The organism is Vibrio sp. 10N.286.49.B3, from assembly GCF_002873395.1.
Taxonomy (GTDB): Bacteria; Pseudomonadota; Gammaproteobacteria; order Enterobacterales; family Vibrionaceae; genus Vibrio.
Genome location: NZ_MCUV01000011.1, coordinates 1 through 17418, shown reverse-complemented (window position 1 = coordinate 17418; position 17418 = coordinate 1). Strand labels below are relative to the sequence as shown.

The 17418-nt window shown below is 39.2% G+C and carries 13 protein-coding genes and 2 pseudogenes; 11 read left to right on the top strand and 4 right to left on the bottom strand.

Annotated features, from left to right (window positions below; genetic code table 11):
* Positions 1 to 135: 135 nt before the first annotated feature.
* From BCU68_RS05925 to BCU68_RS05915, 3 genes are read left to right on the top strand one after another with little or no spacing between them, the layout of a single operon-like run.
* A complete protein-coding gene (locus BCU68_RS05925) occupies positions 136 to 1128 on the top strand; it encodes an ATP-grasp domain-containing protein (RefSeq protein ID WP_102563875.1) in 993 nt (330 codons plus the stop codon).
* Positions 1125 to 2564, top strand: coding sequence for a hypothetical protein (locus tag BCU68_RS05920; RefSeq protein WP_102563874.1), 1440 nt, complete (start codon positions 1125 to 1127; stop codon positions 2562 to 2564). The genes BCU68_RS05925 and BCU68_RS05920 overlap by 4 nt, the downstream gene beginning before the upstream one ends.
* Positions 2561 to 5224 carry a M14 family metallopeptidase gene (locus tag BCU68_RS05915; RefSeq protein ID WP_102563873.1) on the top strand — a complete coding sequence of 888 codons (2664 nt, stop codon included), beginning with the start codon at positions 2561 to 2563 and terminating at the stop codon, positions 5222 to 5224. Before BCU68_RS05920 ends, BCU68_RS05915 begins: the two co-directional genes overlap by 4 nt.
* Before the next feature lie 245 nt (positions 5225 to 5469).
* On the opposite strand, the gene ggt is transcribed toward BCU68_RS05915, so the two are convergent.
* Entirely contained in the window at positions 5470 to 7215 is a 1746-nt protein-coding gene (gene ggt / locus BCU68_RS05910) for a gamma-glutamyltransferase (protein WP_102563872.1), read from the bottom strand.
* 375 nt (positions 7216 to 7590) lie between these two features.
* Positions 7591 to 8610 carry an NAD-dependent epimerase/dehydratase family protein gene (locus tag BCU68_RS05905; protein WP_102563871.1) on the bottom strand — a complete coding sequence of 340 codons (1020 nt, stop codon included), beginning with the start codon at positions 8608 to 8610 and terminating at the stop codon, positions 7591 to 7593.
* A gap of 99 nt (positions 8611 to 8709) precedes the next feature.
* Between BCU68_RS05905 and BCU68_RS05900 the strand changes: the two genes are divergently transcribed.
* Together BCU68_RS05900 and BCU68_RS05895 are read left to right on the top strand one after the other, a co-directional pair.
* Complete coding sequence (locus tag BCU68_RS05900) at positions 8710 to 9315, top strand: TetR/AcrR family transcriptional regulator (RefSeq protein ID WP_102563870.1); 606 nt, start codon at positions 8710 to 8712, stop codon at positions 9313 to 9315.
* Positions 9316 to 9394: 79 nt separating this feature from the next.
* Positions 9395 to 9739: a HopJ type III effector protein gene (locus BCU68_RS05895; RefSeq protein ID WP_102563869.1), complete on the top strand. Its 345-nt coding sequence runs from the start codon at positions 9395 to 9397 to the stop codon at positions 9737 to 9739.
* A 297-nt stretch (positions 9740 to 10036) separates the two neighbouring features.
* On the opposite strand, the gene BCU68_RS05890 is transcribed toward BCU68_RS05895, so the two are convergent.
* On the bottom strand, positions 10037 to 10966 hold the full coding sequence (locus BCU68_RS05890; protein ID WP_241901281.1) for a LysR family transcriptional regulator: 930 nt from the start codon (positions 10964 to 10966) through the stop codon (positions 10037 to 10039).
* A gap of 163 nt (positions 10967 to 11129) precedes the next feature.
* On the opposite strand from BCU68_RS05890, the gene BCU68_RS05885 reads away from it, so the two are divergent.
* The 6 genes and pseudogenes from BCU68_RS05885 to BCU68_RS05850 form a co-directional block, all read left to right on the top strand.
* Positions 11130 to 11681, top strand: a complete 552-nt coding sequence (locus BCU68_RS05885; RefSeq protein WP_102563867.1) for a porin family protein — start codon at positions 11130 to 11132, stop codon at positions 11679 to 11681.
* Between the two features lie 92 nt (positions 11682 to 11773).
* Positions 11774 to 11939: pseudogene (locus BCU68_RS17155) on the top strand (LysR family transcriptional regulator); the annotation flags it as partial.
* Between the two features lie 150 nt (positions 11940 to 12089).
* Positions 12090 to 13022: a LysR family transcriptional regulator gene (locus tag BCU68_RS05875; protein WP_102563866.1), complete on the top strand. Its 933-nt coding sequence runs from the start codon at positions 12090 to 12092 to the stop codon at positions 13020 to 13022.
* 682 nt (positions 13023 to 13704) lie between these two features.
* A complete protein-coding gene (locus tag BCU68_RS05860; RefSeq protein WP_102563864.1) occupies positions 13705 to 14853 on the top strand; it encodes a tyrosine-type recombinase/integrase in 1149 nt (382 codons plus the stop codon).
* 617 nt (positions 14854 to 15470) lie between these two features.
* Positions 15471 to 16379, top strand: a complete 909-nt coding sequence (locus BCU68_RS05855) for a hypothetical protein (protein WP_102563863.1) — start codon at positions 15471 to 15473, stop codon at positions 16377 to 16379.
* Between the two features lie 134 nt (positions 16380 to 16513).
* A pseudogene (locus BCU68_RS05850) lies at positions 16514 to 16812 on the top strand (transposase); the annotation flags it as partial.
* Positions 16813 to 16855: 43 nt separating this feature from the next.
* Here BCU68_RS05850 and BCU68_RS05845 read toward each other — a convergent pair.
* A complete protein-coding gene (locus BCU68_RS05845) occupies positions 16856 to 17275 on the bottom strand; it encodes a glycine zipper 2TM domain-containing protein (RefSeq protein WP_102563862.1) in 420 nt (139 codons plus the stop codon).
* Positions 17276 to 17418 lie beyond the last annotated feature (143 nt).

Genomic DNA, 17418 nt, shown 5'->3' with positions numbered 1-17418 from the left:
ATATCTAAAATTCTACATAGGTCACTGCCATAACAAATATGCAACACTATGATGTTAAAGTACATTAACATTCTTGGCGTTCTAATGACAATATTGAGTCAAAATAATTAGCAAGTCACAACAAAGGGGTAACATATGGCAAGGAAGCGGGTCGGTTTATGGATGTATGAAAACTGCGGAGGTAAGGAAATAGAACAGAAGATCGTCAGTAAGCTCCGAGAGCGAGAAATTGACGCTTTAACTGGATTAAACTTAGCGCAAGCGACAGCCTTTGATGGCAGCATTATGTGTAATGGGCAGCAACTTAATGAACTTGATTTGTTCTTTTCGTATAACGCAGGTCAGCAGACACCATATCAGGTTTATATGTATCAGGTGCTAAATACGATGATGCCAATGATTAACGATTATAAATCATTTGCATTAACTGAAGATAAATTTCGTACGGCACACGTCCTAAAAACAAACGGGCTTACGGCAACAGATTATGTTATCTGCAGCAAGCATAATTTGGAACAGGTTAGAGATCATATGAAATTTTGGGGTGGAAAGGCGATTTGCAAACCAGTAGACGGCTGGGGTGGCAATGGCATTATTAAGCTTGAGAGTGAACGCGATCTTGAGTTGTTATTACCATTTATTCATCAGCAATCGGCCCCCCAGTTTTATATTGAACGTGTCATTGAAAATGATTACTCCGATTACCGTGTTGATATTGTCGATAATAAATATGTCGCTTGTTATGGTCGTAAGGCTGCACCAGGCAGTTGGAAAACAAACGTGACCAGCGGGGGCAGTGTTATTAAGCGAGAGCCTAGCCCTGAAGTGATCGAACTTGCACTAAAAGCAACCAAAGCGACCGGCTTGGCAGTAGCGGGTGTTGATATTATCTATGATGTCGAGCATCAACAATATGTGGTCATTGAAGTGAATGGTATCCCTGCCTTTGCTACGCCAGAACAAGAAGCCATTGGTCTTGATTTCAATAATACTAAGATTAACTACTTGGTTGACCTTATCGACCGCACTGTCAGCAAAGGCAGTAAAGAACCAATAAACACTTTTATCCCTTCATTACCCGAAACACTAACCACTCCTAATTTGCGTACCGAGGAAGCAGCAGTATGAACACCCTGACCCACAACCGTCCTAAAATTGGCTTATTGTACCTTGACCATGTACTGCGCTTTTTCAACCGCTCAAATTTCAAAGGGTGGCCAGATAAAATTGAACAAGTTACTTATCATTGGGGTAATGATAAAGCGCGTTTTATTGCTGAAGTAAAACGCAAAAAAATTGATGTGCTTATTGGTAACATCCCTGCCACCGCTTATGAAACATTCCGTGATATTGCCCGTGAATTACCTGAAGTGCGTTTTTTGCCATCGGTTGATAGCCAATTCAGTAATAAGTCTAAAGAAAATGTGACTCATTTTTGTGAAAAATACGATTTACCGATCCCACGTACCCGTATTTTTTATGAAGTGGAAGAGGCCCTGAACTTTCTAACTAATGCTGAATACCCGAAGATTGTTAAGCGATCTTATGGTCCATCTAACTATGGCGGTTACTTTGTCCATAAAGTGGATGACGCTGAAGAAGCACTTCGCCTATTTTCTGAAAAACGTTATTACCCAGCCTACATTCAAGACTTCGTACCAATGAAAGCTGATATCCGAGTTATGCTTATTGGTCACCAACCGGTTTGTGCTTTCTGGCGACGCCCACCTGAAGGTGAATGGCTAACTAATACTAGCCAGGGCGGTAGTATGGATTATCAGGCAGTACCTGATGCTGTGCTTGAACTTGCTGTTAAAGCCTCGAAGGCAGCCAATGCTGAATATTGGGCTTGTGATATTGCAGTAAGCATGGATGATGATTACACCATTTTAGAGTGTGCTTCGGCGTTTGCAGCTTTCCCTTATATCCGTGACTGGATTGGTCAATACTTGATGTGGTTATTAGACCCTAAAGGTTTCCGTAAACCATATTTCTCTCATCGCAACTGGGAAGAAATAGGTAAGATCCACCCATCACTCTTACGAACGATGCGCTATATTACCTTCGGCCAAGCTGATTATTCTACTGACACTGGTGAGTATGCACCAAATGATGAGCGTTACCGATTGCTGGAAACGAGCTATCTAAATGAGGAAGAGTGGCCAAGTGAAGCATGGAACTTCCAAGGAAATACACCTTATAAAGTGATTGCTACTGGTAATGAATCTGTGGTTAAAACTGAGCTTGATTTAGAGTGCATTGATACTGGTATTGAGCTAGAAGCAGAGGTTGATATTGCTCCTCTAGCCGAAAATAAAGCAAAACAACCGAGTGAAGAAGAGTTACTTGCTTTCTTTCTTGGGGTTAAAACAGTCGGTAAGGTCTTAGCGAATAACATTGTCTCGACGCTTGGTGCTGCAGAAACTTGCCGAGTATTGAATCATGAGCCTGAAGCTCTATTGCTGTTTAAAAACATTAAACATAAAAAGCTCGCTATTATCATGGATGCATGGCGCGAGTATTGTGCAAAAGTTGCATGCAGTGATGTTGAGGTTGTTGGATGAAAAAGCAATATATCTCTTACCAGGGCATGATGGAGTTGCTGGAAGAGGCGATGGCGAAATACCCAGATTTGATCCGGTTGCAAAGTATTGGGAATACCCATGAAGGTCGACCGATTATGATGGTAACGATGTCACAGGATGTAGCCTATGCCGACCTAAAACCGGCATTACTGTATACTGGAACTATTCATGCCCGAGAGTGGATAGGTATTGAACTTGCCGTTAGCTTTATCCAGTACCTGCTCGATAACTACCCATCTAATCCTGATGTAGTCGAAGCGTTGGCTCGAAATACTCTGTACATGGTTCCTTGCCTTAATCCTGATGGCTTTGAATACTCTCGAAAGCACTTTTCATTTTGGCGTAAAAATCGTCGTGATAATGGTGATGGGACATTTGGGGTCGATCTGAACCGAAATTTTGGCATTAACTTCCGCAAGTCAACACAAACTAGCGCCAATATCTATGGCGGCCCTGCAGCATTTTCTGAACCTGAAACTCAGGCCATCAAACAGTTTGTTGAAGGGCATGACAATATTTGTGTAGCTCTTGATTACCATTCGCAAGGAAATGTGTTTTTTCCTGCTCATAAGTTTAATCATGAGGCTGAAATCGAAGGTACGGATCTCAATATTCTTTGTGCGAACATGGCTAGGGAGATCCACAAGGTTACTAAGCGACAGTATGGTATTCATCGTGGTAAGCCGCCTGCTAACCTTATCCATGGTAGTGGGCGTGAGTATTATTATGACCGTGGCATCCTGTCTACTGTGGTTGAAGTGGGGAGTCGTAACATACCTGATTACCTGATCAACATGTCGCAAAGTGTTGATGAAAATATCCCTGCTCTGCTATATGCACTAAGAACAACCATTGATTATTCTAAGCTTGCTCCTGGTCGCCCTGAGGGTTTTTCTACCAAAGGAATGACAGCCAATACTGTTGAACTAGTTTGGGAGCCAGGTACGGAAGATGATGGTTGTTATTACAAAATCTACCGCAGTGAAACGCCTAAAGCGCCTTGTACCCGCGATAATTTGATTGCGATTACATCACAACTTAATTATACCGATAAGCAACTGAAATCGGGGCGACGCTATTTTTATAACCTACGTAAAGTGAATCGAGTAAACCGAATTAAGTCGGCATTTGCGCCTGAGCTAAAGATTAAAACCTTACTTGAACGTGATGAATTTTCGTTTACGCTTTTCCCTAGTACTGAAAAAATTGGTTATGTCGGGGAAAAGACCAAAACGAATAATGCTGAGCATTTTGGTAATAATTCACTCTTTATTGGTGTAAATAAAACGAAAGGGATCTGTTATGGCGTCATCGATTACGATATGAGCCGAATCCCAACGGATGCCAAGATCAAAGATGCATTGTTTTCGCTTTACCCTATGAACCGAGTAGGGGCCAAAATTGAAAACTATGGTGAGTGGTCGGTATCAATTCTTAACCCAGATGATATTCGTGATATTACGGATTTTGATCAGATCCACAACGCGATTCCAATTCAAACGCTTGGCGATGCGATCGATTCAGATCAGCTAACACAGGGAATTTGGAAAAGCTGGCACTTTAGTGGAATAGAAAAATCGCTGATTGAGCAACAACTAGAGCAAGGTCGTTTGCTATTAAGATTGCAAGGTCCAGTAGTCTTGCCAAGAGGGAATGACTCCCAAATGATGCAGTTTGATATTGGTTATGGCCGTTTTGGTGGTGGTATCCATTATCGACCAAACCTTAATCTGGTCTATCATCGTAAGCCGTTCCAAATGGCGGTTGGAGCAAGCGCTTATCATACTATCAATGCAAACGAGATAGTGGCAAGCAAGTTGCAAAGTGGCTTTGATAAGAATGGAGAGCGTATCTTTGGAGTCGTGGACTTTTCTTTTCCTAGTATCTCGGAAGAGAGCGATGTTGTGTTCACTAATGCTTACTTTGTGTTAGAGAGTGCATCCCTCAAAGGCATTAGCCAGCCAATGCGTTTCTTGGTTGAAATGGTAGATCTTGATGAGCCAACTTTTGAGCAGTTGAGTACTGAAAAGCCGCTTGAGTTTATCGGCTATGAAGTCAGCAGTGAAGATTTGGCTCAAACAGCTCGACAGACATTTATGTTTGATAGTTCAGCTCGTCAGTATCTTGAAGAGTGCTATGATAACAACCGATCGGTCAAGTTTGTTATCAAGGCTACATCGGCCTCTCGTCAACAAGATGCACTGGTTGAGTGGAAAACCGAGTCAAATGACGGCACCATTTCTACCCAGCTTGTAGTCGAGTATATAGAACGTCGTAAGCAAGCATTAGAGACACCAGATAACTTCAAGGCTGCTATTGAAGGGGGGATGGTTAAACTGATGTGGGACAACTCGAAGGACAAAGATTGGGTAGGTACTTATGTAGTACGAAATAGTTTTCACCCACCACGTTCGCCGTTTGATGGGGTGAAGTTATATGCGGGTAAAGATGGTTATACCTTTGATAAATTAGGTAATGCTAACTTGGCTAAGTACTACTCTGTATTTAATTACGACAATGTTCCTAATTATTCAGCCCCAGCAGTTCTTAGATTCAGCTCAGATGAAATAACACCTATCGAGTTTGATGAGTTTGAGGCTCAAGATGAAGTCGAACAACGTTATCGCCAAGGTGATTAATTTCAGATTTGAATAAGTTCAAAAGCCGCCTGCATGAGTTATGTTGGCGGCTTTTTTATAGAGAGTAATTTGTTTCAGAAAGCGAAATAATATGGACTGATTCATTCATATTAATTAGCTATGTGTCTAAAAAATTGGATAAATCACCTTGGATAGCAAACAATATTCTGTATGCTCCTTTGGGCTGGTTTAGTGTATCCACTCTGCCCATAAAAGTACTGCTGTTTATTTAACTTTTAATACCATTAGTTTCCCATGGCGATACCTTCACGCCTAGGGTCCGCACCACCGATCAGTTTACCTTTATTAAATACAAAACCATGTAGACCTGAATTAAGATCTCGAATGTTGACTTTAAAACCCATCGATTCTAATGGTTCTTTCAGAGTTTCTGCTGGCGTCCCTTCTTCTAATTCATAGGTACCAAAGCGGTTAACTAAATGCGGCATATTAATAGCATCTTGAATATCCATCCCCCAGTCGAAATGTGCAATTAAGGTTTTTGCAACATAACCTATAATTCGCGAGCCACCCGGTGAACCAAGTGCCATATAAGGTTTACCATCTTCCATAACAATGGTTGGTGACATTGATGAGCGTGGACGTTTCCCTGGCTCAACACGGTTAGCGATTGGATACCCATCCTTATATGAAGCAAACGAAAAGTCAGTTAGCTCATTGTTCAGGATAAAGCCGTTGCTCATTACACGCGAACCAAAGCCGTTTTCGACAGTACTGGTCATCGAGATAATGTTGCCTTCTTTATCTGTGATGACGATGTGTGTTGTTGATGGTAGTTCGATTGATTGATCGTCAGTTTGCGCGATTTGATTTCTCCATGGTGGATTTCCTGGCTCTACGGTTGTTAAGGCTTTACCCGTTGTAATCAGTGCCGCACGACTTTTTAGGTACTCTTCATCGAGCAAACCTTCTGGCATAGGAACGAAATCGGAGTCAGCCATATATCGCCCACGATCAGAAAATGCCAATCGAGACGCATCGCCTATGATTTGCCATGATTTAGGATCGTCAGCACCTAGCGCTTTAAGGTCAAAGTGACTCGAAATACCTAAAATTTGCCCAACGGTTAATGCACCAGAGCTAGGAGGCCCCATACCACATACTTCATACTGATGATAACCAGCACAAGTGGCTTCACGTTCAATAATTTTATAAGTAGCAAAGTCCTCTAAAGCTAAATATCCTGGGTTATCTTCTATACTTGTTACTTTTGTGACAATGTCACTCGCTATCTGCCCAGAATAGAATGCTTCTGCCCCTCCTTTTGCCAATATATCCAGAGTTTTAGCATATGCCTTATTTTTTAACACACTGCCTTCTTGCAATGGCTCACCATCAGCATTGAAAAAGTATCCTCGGGTGTCAGGGTAGCGGCTTAAGCGTTCTTTATCTCCAGCGATAGATGAAGCTAATCGTTCTGATACTGTAAAGCCATCCGTTGCTAAGGTACTGGCTGGAAGTAATAAATCAGACCACTCTTTATTACCGTATTTTTCATGCATAGTCGCAATGAGTTTGACCGTTCCAGGTGTACCAACTGAACGCCCTCCGACTACAGCATCAAAAAACTTAAGTGGTTCCCCATTTTCATCCTGAAACAATTCAGGTTTAGCAGCGAGTGGCGCAGTTTCACGCCCGTCAAAGGTGGTTATTCTCTTACTTTTGGCATCATAATACACAAGGAAAGCACCGCCACCGAGTCCTGATGACTGTGGTTCAACCAAACCTAAAACAGTTTGTACAGCAACTAAGGCATCGGCTGCTGTCCCACCATTATTCAAAACTTCATAACCTGCTTGTACGGCTAATGGATGTGCCGCTGCGACCATAAACTCTTTTGCTACAACACTTTGTTTATCTGTGATCTTACTGGTTAACTCAGGTGCGATATTGTCGGTAACTTGAGGCGAGGCCTGCACGGAAGTTGTGGCTAACGCTACACATAGCGCTATTAATGTTCTATTTAGCATATATTCCCTTATTAATTTATATCCCTTGAAGTAGCACGTGTTATGAGCCTACGGTACTTTTCATACAAATGTGCAGGTTTGAAGCGTGCTACTTATAGAGTAGGCAAAAAACATTCCTCTTACCTGCCGGTGAAGTGGAATAGCTTAAAAATATAAAAAACAGTGCCTTAAACCGTATTAAGCTGATCTAGCAGACGAAAAGGTTAAGATGATGATACTAACCATATTGGTTTATCACCAACAGTGTGCATCGGTGTATAGGAAGCTTAAAATTGGCACAAGATAATTCTAGCGTAGAGGGAGGGTCATCAGTAGATAAGCAATGTAAATTACGGTAGTTAGGTGCTGTTAGTAAGCACCTAGACCAGTTAGTGGTTACGATTTTTTTTGTATCGCTTTGATTGCTTTTGCAGAATCGAGTACAGACTGTGTGAACGGACGGGGACTCCAACCAAACATGTCTACTGTTTTACTATTATCGGCATGAACAGTCTTACCTAACAAACCGACCATACCTTTTGCTTCATCATCAAAAAGGGATATGACACGTAGTAATAGATCAGGGGCAGTACGAACACTCGGGCCTTGATACCCTTCATTTTTTAATGTTTTAGCTATTTCTAGTATACGGTTAGGCTCCGAATGAGAGGCAATAATGCGTTGGTTTTTTGCATCAGGATGTGTCATTGCTTGTACATGAATCTTAGCGACATCACGGACATCAACCATTGGCATAGCTATGTTAGCGATCATGGGTACTTTACCTTTGAGCATTTTATCAATCATTGTTAGTGATTGCCCTGTAATGTCACTACCTAATGGTGGTCCAAAAACACCACCAGGGCTTATGGATACAAGTTCCATAGAGTCATCATTTTGCTCATCCATAAATTGCCATGCTGCTTTTTCTGCCAGGGTTTTACTTTTGGCATAGGTGCTGATGTCCTTAGAGTTGGTGTCAGCCCAGTCATTCGGTCCAAATGTTCCACTTTTCATCGTTGCCATCATGGTTAATGTTGAACTAGTAAGTACAACTCTTTTAATACCAGCTTTCTTAGCAGCACGTAATGCACGTAATGATCCCTCAACTGCTGGCTTAATCATATCGTCAGCATTTTTTGGGTTTGCAACAGAGTAAGGAGAGGCGACATGCAGTAAATAGTCACAGCCTTCAGTGGCATTGTCCCATCCTTTATCAGAGGTTAAATCTAATTCAACAAATGAAAGCTTACTTACATCTGCCGATGAATTTTGCAGGACTTTTTTTATTTGGTCGGCTCTTTTGATGTTACGAATCGATCCTCGAACATGAAACCCTTTGTCTAAAAGGTCTTTTGCTATATGAAGGCCAATAAAGCCCGAAATACCAGTAAGTAAAACCGTTTGTGTTTCCATTATTATATCCTCAGTTGTTGCTTGTTTAATTAAGTACTGGGTGGTATCTTAAGTTCCATCACAACCTATGTCAACAATAAAATACCGAGTGGTACGTATATGAGTGTAGATAAAAAAACATCACGTGGTCGACCTAAGACGTTTGATCGTAACTCTGTCTTAGATATTGCACAGCAAAGCTATTGGGAAAATGGCATAAATCAGGTTTCGATTAATGAGTTGTGTAAGATAGCCAATGTATCTAAGCCAAGCGTTTATCGAGAGTTTGGTAATGAAGATGGTTTGATGTGTGCAGTATTAGAGCATTATGAGAACACGGTTCTTAACCCTGTTGTTGACCTCTTAAATAATGACGCCCCTTTTAATGAAACGCTTAGCCATTTAATACACTATAGCACCAGCGTTGATAACAACTTAGGTATGCCTAAAGGCTGTTTATTTACCAATATGAAAGCGTTTCAGATGCACTTAGGAGAATCTACAGTGCAGCAGATTGATCGTACATACGAACATGTCATTGACGAATTTACAGCATGGATAGAGAGATCGAGGGCAAGAAACGAGATAAATGAAACTAATTTAGACTGTCGATTTATAGCTATTTACATATACGCTCAGATAAGTTTTGCTCAATCACAAATGATGAACGGTGAAGCAACAGAAGATGTTAAAGCTATTTTACAACTTGCGCTTTCCATGTTTTAACTAAGTAGATGATAGATTTGACTCTGTGCATTTTTGTACGCAGTATGAGTACTTTAAATAGAATATTGGAATCAGATACATGGAATTAAAACAGTTTCTTAGCCAGTTAAAATCTCAACCTGAAACTATCGGCTTTAACGATACAATGGCTATTATTGATGGCTACTATAGCTTTATGCCAACAGCATTTATTAATGGTTCAGTGAATAACGAAGCGAATACGAATAATGGCTCATGTAAGATTTTTGCTTTTGGTCAGCTTCACAACTTGAGTACAGACGAGACATTAGCGTGCTTTGGTGATTTCTATCGTGTGGATGTTCTTCAGAATGCTGAAGGTCAAGATCATGGTAACATTAGAAATTTCATTCAATCTGGTTGGTCTGGGATTAAGTTTGATAGTGCACCTTTGGCAGAGAGGTAATCCACTCTAATTATATTGTCCTGCATCGATGCGGGACATTTTATTGACAAGACTAGCAATTAGACTAAGCTTTAAGTACTGATAGAACATCATCAGTAGTAAAACGAACAAGTTTCAACATAAATCGTAACACTGTAAAAGAAAGAAATAGTATGTACATTGTAAAAAAATAAAAAAGCCACTTTTTTCATTAAGTGGCTTTTTTTTATTCAACTTAGATTGCTAGTGTTTGAATGCTCGATACCCGATTGGGTAAGCAGGGAATCTTGGCGATAAAGCGGCATCGCGTATTGCTATTTACCAAGATAGCTTTACTTGATTATGAAGCAACGTAGTGATTTCAGAATGAAGCCAAGCAACCAGGGCGTTATTTCTATTTTTTACATGGAAGTGGCTAAATAGTGGTAACTCTTTTTCCTCTTTATTTATTTCAACATCTATCGCCCGCAAATTTGGGTAAAGTTCCAACGGAAACAAATTTGAATGAGGCATGATCATGTCCGTGTGTAATATTACATCAATTAATGCCATTACCATCTCTGATCGAAAAGCTACATTGACCTTATAACCATGCGATTGCATAATATTTGCTGCATAACTAAAACGGTCATTCCATCCTGGATTAATGAAAGAAGCTATATCGTATCCCTCAAAATCTGAAGGTTTAGCTAATTCTCTATGTATAGGGTGATCTTTTCTAACAATAACCCTTCCTTCTAAATTGATAATATGCTTTGTATAAACCTCTTTTTGATTAGATAAATCATAATTTATACCAAGTAAGACATCATTATTTTTAATATCATCACACGTTGATTTATTCCAGTTAATCAGTTCAATCTTAGCTCTAGGTGCCAGTTCTCTGAGTCTTCTGTAAAGCGATCCAGATAAGCAAGTAAGTACTACAGGTGATAACGCTATAGTGATAGTCGATTCAATTTGAATCGGGTCAAATACTTTAGATGAATTTAAAGCACTAGAAAGGCCATCTAAGTGAGGAGTAATAGCTGCTTGCAGATCCATCGCAAATAGTGTCGGTTCAAGCCCCGTGGGTACTTTAACAAACAGTTCATCCTCAAAATGGTGCCGAAGCTTTTGTAGAGCTTGGCTTAGAGCTGGTTGTGAGACTGATAACCTCTTTGATGCTTTACGCATATTTTTTTCTTGTGATAATACAAGGAATGTTCTCAGTAGATTTAAATCTAATCTATAAAAAAGGTCTCTCATTACTCTCTCTCTGAGCACATCAGGGCATATTTGGTACATACTAAACTTAGTAAGATTATAATAATAGCTTATCAGGGAGATAAGGGCTTACGATTAGACCTAGAAATTATTAATGCCTAGTATGCGCCTACCCAGTTGGGGTAACTGAATTATAGAGAGCATAATGAGCATTAAATATATTACCTTTGTAGCTTTATCGTTTATACCAATTTTTTCATTTGCAAATGATTTTCATGGTCAGCATCGTATAGGTATTGGCTACTCTAATACTGAAAACCCTGATTGGTTGAGTAACTCAGATTCAGGCTGGGGGGATGGGGTTCGATTAGAGTACGGTTATGATTTTAACCATGTCTTTGGCATCAACCTATCTTATTCAACGAATAAAAGTAATCGAAGAATCGAAAATACAGAGTCAAAAATAGATGGGTACAATTTTAAAATTGATACTGATATTGGTCAGAAATTCGATCTTGATGGTTATGCAATAAAACCATATGGGATTCTAGGGTTAGCACGACAAAGTGAAAAAAACGTATATTCAATCAATAGCGACACTCGTCATGAATCTTTTAAGGATATGAGCTTTATTTTAGGAGTAGGTGTTCGAGCTGATATTGGTAACCACATATACTCTGATTTTCGATTGGATTTTTCAAACTATGAAAACACCGACTACAGTACAATATCTTGGTCTATTGGTTATCGTTTATAGTTATAATTAAAAATAATAAAATCATCACCTTACATTCCTTGGTGCGAGTGTGCTGAATATGCTCCTCGAACTGGCGAAGACTTTGGAATTTAAGAGTCCAGCAATTAGGAGGTGTGCTGGGCGTAAAACTGTTCCATCGCTCAACAAGAACCATTACATTGACTCATGATGGTGAGATTTTTACCCCATGCTAGACGCGTTGTTGACAATGTTGAAGAGGTGGCAAATGTCTTTAAAGGTAGCAAAGGCAATGTTCAGACCGATTAACTGAATACTTGTAACCAAGAGCTGTTACACAGAATTATTTACAGGGTCGCAAAAAGAGCCAAAATCGATTATGTTGATGCAGTACGCTGACTGAGTTTATCTTTATGCAGCTTTGGTTATATGAGTTTAGGAGGTATAGATATGCCAAGTAGCAGCCAGCTATTGCTCTTTTTAGATGTTGTTCAACAAGGCTCATTTACCAAAGCGGCCGCATTGCACGACATGGACAACTCTTCTTTGTCTAAACAGATAAAGAAACTGGAACATGAACTTGGCGTACAACTGCTTAATCGCTCGACGCGTTCGTTCTCGCTGACGTCGGCAGGAGAAGAGATATATGAGCAAGCCCTTCAGGTGAAAAATAGCTTGGATACTATTAAGCTTATCGCAGATGCTTATCAGTTTGAACCTAAAGGCATTCTACGCATTACTTCACCTATCTACTTTGGCTCTGAATACCTGCAACCAGTGATTACTCAGTTTATGCGCATGTATCCCGAAATACAGGTTGTGCATGTGTTAAATGATAAGAAATCAGACATAATCTCGGACAATTTTGACTTGGCTTTTCGTATTGGAAAGTTGTTAGATTCGAACCTTATAGCTAAAAAAATAGCCGATACTCGCTTTATTTTAATAGCCTCTAAAGCGTTCATTCGACAGCACGGCGATCCGACATCTCCAGAAGAGTTAATTAGGATGCCTGCCGTTGTGTATGGTAATGATGACATCACACTGGATCAGCTTAGAATCAATCACGCAGTAGGGAGCGATCAATACACAACTCATAGAATGAGGCCTAGGTATAAGGTGAGTGATGTAAAAACCTTAATTCATGCTGTGACAGATGGGTTAGGGTATGCGCTGGTTGACTTATCGAATCTAAATCAGTCATTGGATGAGTCAAACTTGATTCCCTTACTACCTGATCACCATATTTCAACCATGGATACGGCGATCTATGCAATATATCCTCATCGAAAGCACACCAAGTTGGCAAGAATGTTTATTGAGGCTGTTCAAGAGCATATTGGTGACCCCGCTCGTTGGGAAGCCTATCTGCCGAGTCGGTAGTGCCTTCAGGCATCGCATTCACTGTGGTGATAGCCATTTAACTCTTTACTAAAGATCTCTCCGATCAGCGTAGAATCAACGCCTTCCATTGGAGTCGATGCGATGTATGTTTGTGCCTTTGTCCAGTGAGCTATTTAAAAAAGTCTGTGTGGTCTTAAAATAATCAATTATGCTTATTTTGAGACTACACGCCCCAGCAATCCTGTTAGTTCAAGGTAGGGCTCAGTTGTAGTTTTCGGTGACTCAATAGGGGCAAAGTAAGCACAAAGTTTTTTACTTGCCAATTGCTCTAATTGAAAGTTATCCCGGGCTAAATAAACATTCTGGGAGCAATGTGAACAAAACCTCATAGTCTCATTGCCAGTTTCAATTAAATCTTCCCACTTACGGTTACATACAAACTCAAATTCGCATTTCATTTACTATCAACCCCTCTTTATTACCAAGGTTAACACTTTACGAACTTCATTTTTTGCCACTGAATCAAATTTATCCGATTCGGTGGCTGAAACTTCACGTCACTGATTGAATCTGACGTCGCTATTGTAATGATCACGCTTTGGTTATCGGCTTTATCACAGTTTGTGGTTGCATGGGCAGTATTCATCCATTATTTTTTATTCCTCGCCCTGAGTGTGATATAATTAATGTTATATCACACTTGAACTCTAAGGCTCGGGATATGAAAACCAAAAACACCCCGATGGTAAAAACCAATCAAGTGACATTGTCACATTTGAAATCTCAGGATGAAACAGAGCAATTATGGGATGAAAATAAACAAAGCCTAAAACGCTTCAAACTCAATTTCCCAGACTTAAGTGACAGCTTTGCCCCTGATTGGCTATTACTCCCTACAGCACTGGCTAACCTGCAACAATTTGAAGATAACCGTGGCGGACTCAGTGCAAACACGCTTAAAATGCTTGCCTTTGTGATCCGTAAGTGGGATGCCTTCTGCAAAAATGAATCGCTATACAGTTTTCCTATTCAACCGACATTTTTAGCGAATTGGTTCAAAGCATTACGCCTTGAAGGGCTGAGCATTAATAGTGTGAAACAATATCGTGCTCAATTAAGCTTATTTCATAAACTAATGGGCATTGAGGATTTAACCAAAGACCCAATTATTGCCACATTTTTTAAATCATTAGCTAAAGATGAAATGGAACTCACTGGTAGTCAGATCATTGAACTGCAAGCGAAACCCTTTCGAAAACATCATCTTAATAAGCTCATGCAGTTATGGGGAAATGAGGGCTATGCGATAGCTTTTCGTGATTTGACGCTCCTCACTGTAGCTTATGGTACGTTGCTACGAGAAGGTGAAATAGGTAATATCCGCAAAAAACACGTTAAAATCCTCGATAATGGTGATATAAACATCGAACGTGTAACATCTAAAACCAGCGTTAGCCCAGAGCCTAAGCGCTTAACTGGACGGTTTTCATCGATAGTTCGTACTTATTTATCCCGGTATTGTTCCGGATTAGATGACAACGATTTTATATTTTGTTGGTTAACTACACTCGGTCAACGGCCCGCTGCTTATCGACAAACTCCAATGTCTGGCATGACTGTAGATCGTATCTATCAGCGTGCACATACCTTACTAGAAAAACAAGGTGACGTTGTCACTAGCTCGCATGCTCATCGAGATATTTGGAGCGGCCACTCAAGTCGTGTCGGTGCTTTGCAAGATGGCTATGCCGCTGGATTGAGTTTGACACAGTTAATACAATTGGGTGACTGGAAAAGTAACACTATGGTTCTGCGTTATTTACGTGGCTTAGATAACCAAAATAGCCCGAACTTATTACTTCAGGACTAATTTATTTAATATTGTATATTATATAACCACATAGCATTGTTATAGTGTATATTTCGTTGATATTTGAAAAGTATATAAGCATAATAAAAAATGTGAGTGCCGATGTCCCTTAATCTTCGGCATTTTCAAACAGGTATAGCACCCCACAAACCTAACTAATTTGTCGGCCTGTTTAAAGGTGCCATCTACTATATAATATCTATTGTCAATTAAGAGCGAGTAGTATATTACTTAGGTTTTGTTAATTGGTCACATAATTGTTGATTACAATCTGAACATATCTCCTGGCGAATAAGTGAATACAATGCGTAACCATTCTCATCGTAATCAACGTCCATAAACTCATAAATTTCATGATCTGTATCCTTTTTACAGTTTGAGCAATATATATTTGAAATTTCCATCACTTCTTCTTTATTAATTAGAATCTTATATTTTTTTAATTATATCATTTTACGTTATAACCTTCAGTATATAACGTAAAATGACCTGCCACATAGACAGATTTTGTCTATGTGGCAGGTTATATTATAAGGGTATTTAAAAATAAGCTATTATCAATAGAGTTTTGTTTATAAAACCTCTAATTTAACCTCTTTTTTAAAAGGAAAATATTAATGCCTAGTAAATCTGATTCAGCTGGTAAGCTTCACCAATACTTTACAGCTTTAACTCTCAAACAGGTATACCCTGAATCACAACTTCAATCTCCATTATTAGATGAAATTGAAAGAAATTCTCATTTGTCACTTTTTAGTGATGACAATATTGCTTCGCTAAAACACATTGGTGATTTAAGTGCTAATGAAATTAAAAAGCATATTGGTGAAGATAATGTAATTAACATTGAAGATATTGGTATTGCCTCTGGAGCATCTGGTTTTAGAAATACCGATGACTTAGAAATTACTACAGATTCAAATAAAGTGATCGCATATTCACTAAAATGCGCAACAAGTATTAGCCAAATTTTATCTAAAAATATGGGTGCAAAAAGCCTAATTTCATCTTACTTTAGTTCACCAAAACATCAAGAAGAGTTTAACTCTTATTTTGAAGAAGCAAGGCTGTGTTTTCTAAATAAATTTTTCGATGGTAATGAAAAAAGTATCAATTTATTATCTAAACATATTAATTCCCATGCAAATAAAAATGGAGTGTCTAAAGCTCGATTCACAGATTTTCCACATATGGATGACTATCGAGATGTTTTTTTGAGAACGCTAAGGGATTGTCTAATGGATAAAATTAATGATATTGAAAAAAGTAAACTGTCTGATGCTGTTAATTTAATTCTTGATACAAATAAAAACCATATTATTGCTGTTTATGGTAGGAAAAATAGTGCTAAGTACTCACGAGTTAAAGATAAAAATCAGCATGATATTGTAAGTGTATACAGTCGTGGAAATGATTCCGTAGTGATTAACACTGGAGATTACGAAGTTGGGTTTAGGTATAAATTTGAAAGTGGAATTACCAGCTCTATTAAGTTAGTTGGAGACTATAAAAAACTAATGGTTTAATATAAGATTCAACATATGTGACGAGGCGAGAGAGACTGTCCTAAATTCTGTGTAATTGCCTACACTAAGCCTTAAAAGCTAAGGATAGGCAATATTAACAAGAAAGCGCTTAAGAAGATGAAGTTCTACTCGAACTGGAGCGTTTTAGTGGCGTCTGGGATAGGTCAATATCCGCAAATATCTAAGTCCTGGCGCAATCACTGGCAGAATATCAATACGCTGTTCAACTATCCAGAAGATATCCGTAACCAATGCTATTGAGTCTCTCAACAGCGTGATACGTAAAGCACTAAAAAAAGCGGAAGCTCATCCCAACGATGAGGTCACTACCAAAATGGTGTACCTAGCAATCAAAGATGACAGCAAGAAATGGACGATGCCCATTCAAAACTGGCGTCAAGCTATGAGTCGGTTTATTATCGAGTTCGAGTAACGTCTCGAAATAATTTCAAGAATGACCGCCCACGAAGGATACACTACAATACGAATACACGCTCTCTACCGTTAGATAAACGTTCTACTAATACTCGACTTCCTATCTTCTTTCTATTCTTTTTTGTTTCGAGAATAAAACGCTCACCATCGCTCATTAAAACAAGATATTCAAAATTGATCTCTTGTTTTTCTGTCACTTTTCGAGCACTAGTCCCTCCGATGACTGCACCACCTATCGTAGCTAGTACTTTACCAGTACCACCCCCAATTTGATTACCTATAAGGCCTCCTGCTGTAGCACCTCCAATAGTCGCCAAACCGCTCTTTGTATTAACATGGAGTTTCTTTTCTTGCTTGATTACTCCATACCTTTTATCTATTACCGTCACTGGATTACTTGCACATCCTAACATCATTAAACAAATAACCAAGATTGAAATGTTTCTAATATTATTTACCATACTTTTCTCCTATTTAATTTCTTACTTTTACACCTGGAGTGTGTTAAAAAATGATTAAATTACCACTGTTACGGTATATACCTATAAGCTAATTGATAAACAGAGAACGGAGAGCAACTGAGTGCATATTTCGGAGCATTGCG

What these genes read in the sequence shown, in the direction of transcription:
- BCU68_RS05900 (WP_102563870.1), top strand. Translation starts at nt 8,710, where the DNA reads ATGAGTGTAGATAAAAAAACATCACGTGGTCGACCTAAGACGTTTGAT.
- BCU68_RS05895 (WP_102563869.1), top strand. Translation starts at nt 9,395, where the DNA reads ATGGAATTAAAACAGTTTCTTAGCCAGTTAAAATCTCAACCTGAAACT.
- BCU68_RS05845 (WP_102563862.1), bottom strand. Translation starts at nt 17,275, where the DNA reads ATGGTAAATAATATTAGAAACATTTCAATCTTGGTTATTTGTTTAATG.
- BCU68_RS05905 (WP_102563871.1), bottom strand. Translation starts at nt 8,610, where the DNA reads ATGGAAACACAAACGGTTTTACTTACTGGTATTTCGGGCTTTATTGGC.
- BCU68_RS05925 (WP_102563875.1), top strand. Translation starts at nt 136, where the DNA reads ATGGCAAGGAAGCGGGTCGGTTTATGGATGTATGAAAACTGCGGAGGT.
- BCU68_RS05920 (WP_102563874.1), top strand. Translation starts at nt 1,125, where the DNA reads ATGAACACCCTGACCCACAACCGTCCTAAAATTGGCTTATTGTACCTT.
- ggt (WP_102563872.1), bottom strand. Translation starts at nt 7,215, where the DNA reads ATGCTAAATAGAACATTAATAGCGCTATGTGTAGCGTTAGCCACAACT.
- BCU68_RS05885 (WP_102563867.1), top strand. Translation starts at nt 11,130, where the DNA reads ATGAGCATTAAATATATTACCTTTGTAGCTTTATCGTTTATACCAATT.
- BCU68_RS05890 (WP_241901281.1), bottom strand. Translation starts at nt 10,966, where the DNA reads ATGAGAGACCTTTTTTATAGATTAGATTTAAATCTACTGAGAACATTC.
- BCU68_RS05875 (WP_102563866.1), top strand. Translation starts at nt 12,090, where the DNA reads ATGCCAAGTAGCAGCCAGCTATTGCTCTTTTTAGATGTTGTTCAACAA.
- BCU68_RS05860 (WP_102563864.1), top strand. Translation starts at nt 13,705, where the DNA reads ATGAAAACCAAAAACACCCCGATGGTAAAAACCAATCAAGTGACATTG.
- BCU68_RS05855 (WP_102563863.1), top strand. Translation starts at nt 15,471, where the DNA reads ATGCCTAGTAAATCTGATTCAGCTGGTAAGCTTCACCAATACTTTACA.
- BCU68_RS05915 (WP_102563873.1), top strand. Translation starts at nt 2,561, where the DNA reads ATGAAAAAGCAATATATCTCTTACCAGGGCATGATGGAGTTGCTGGAA.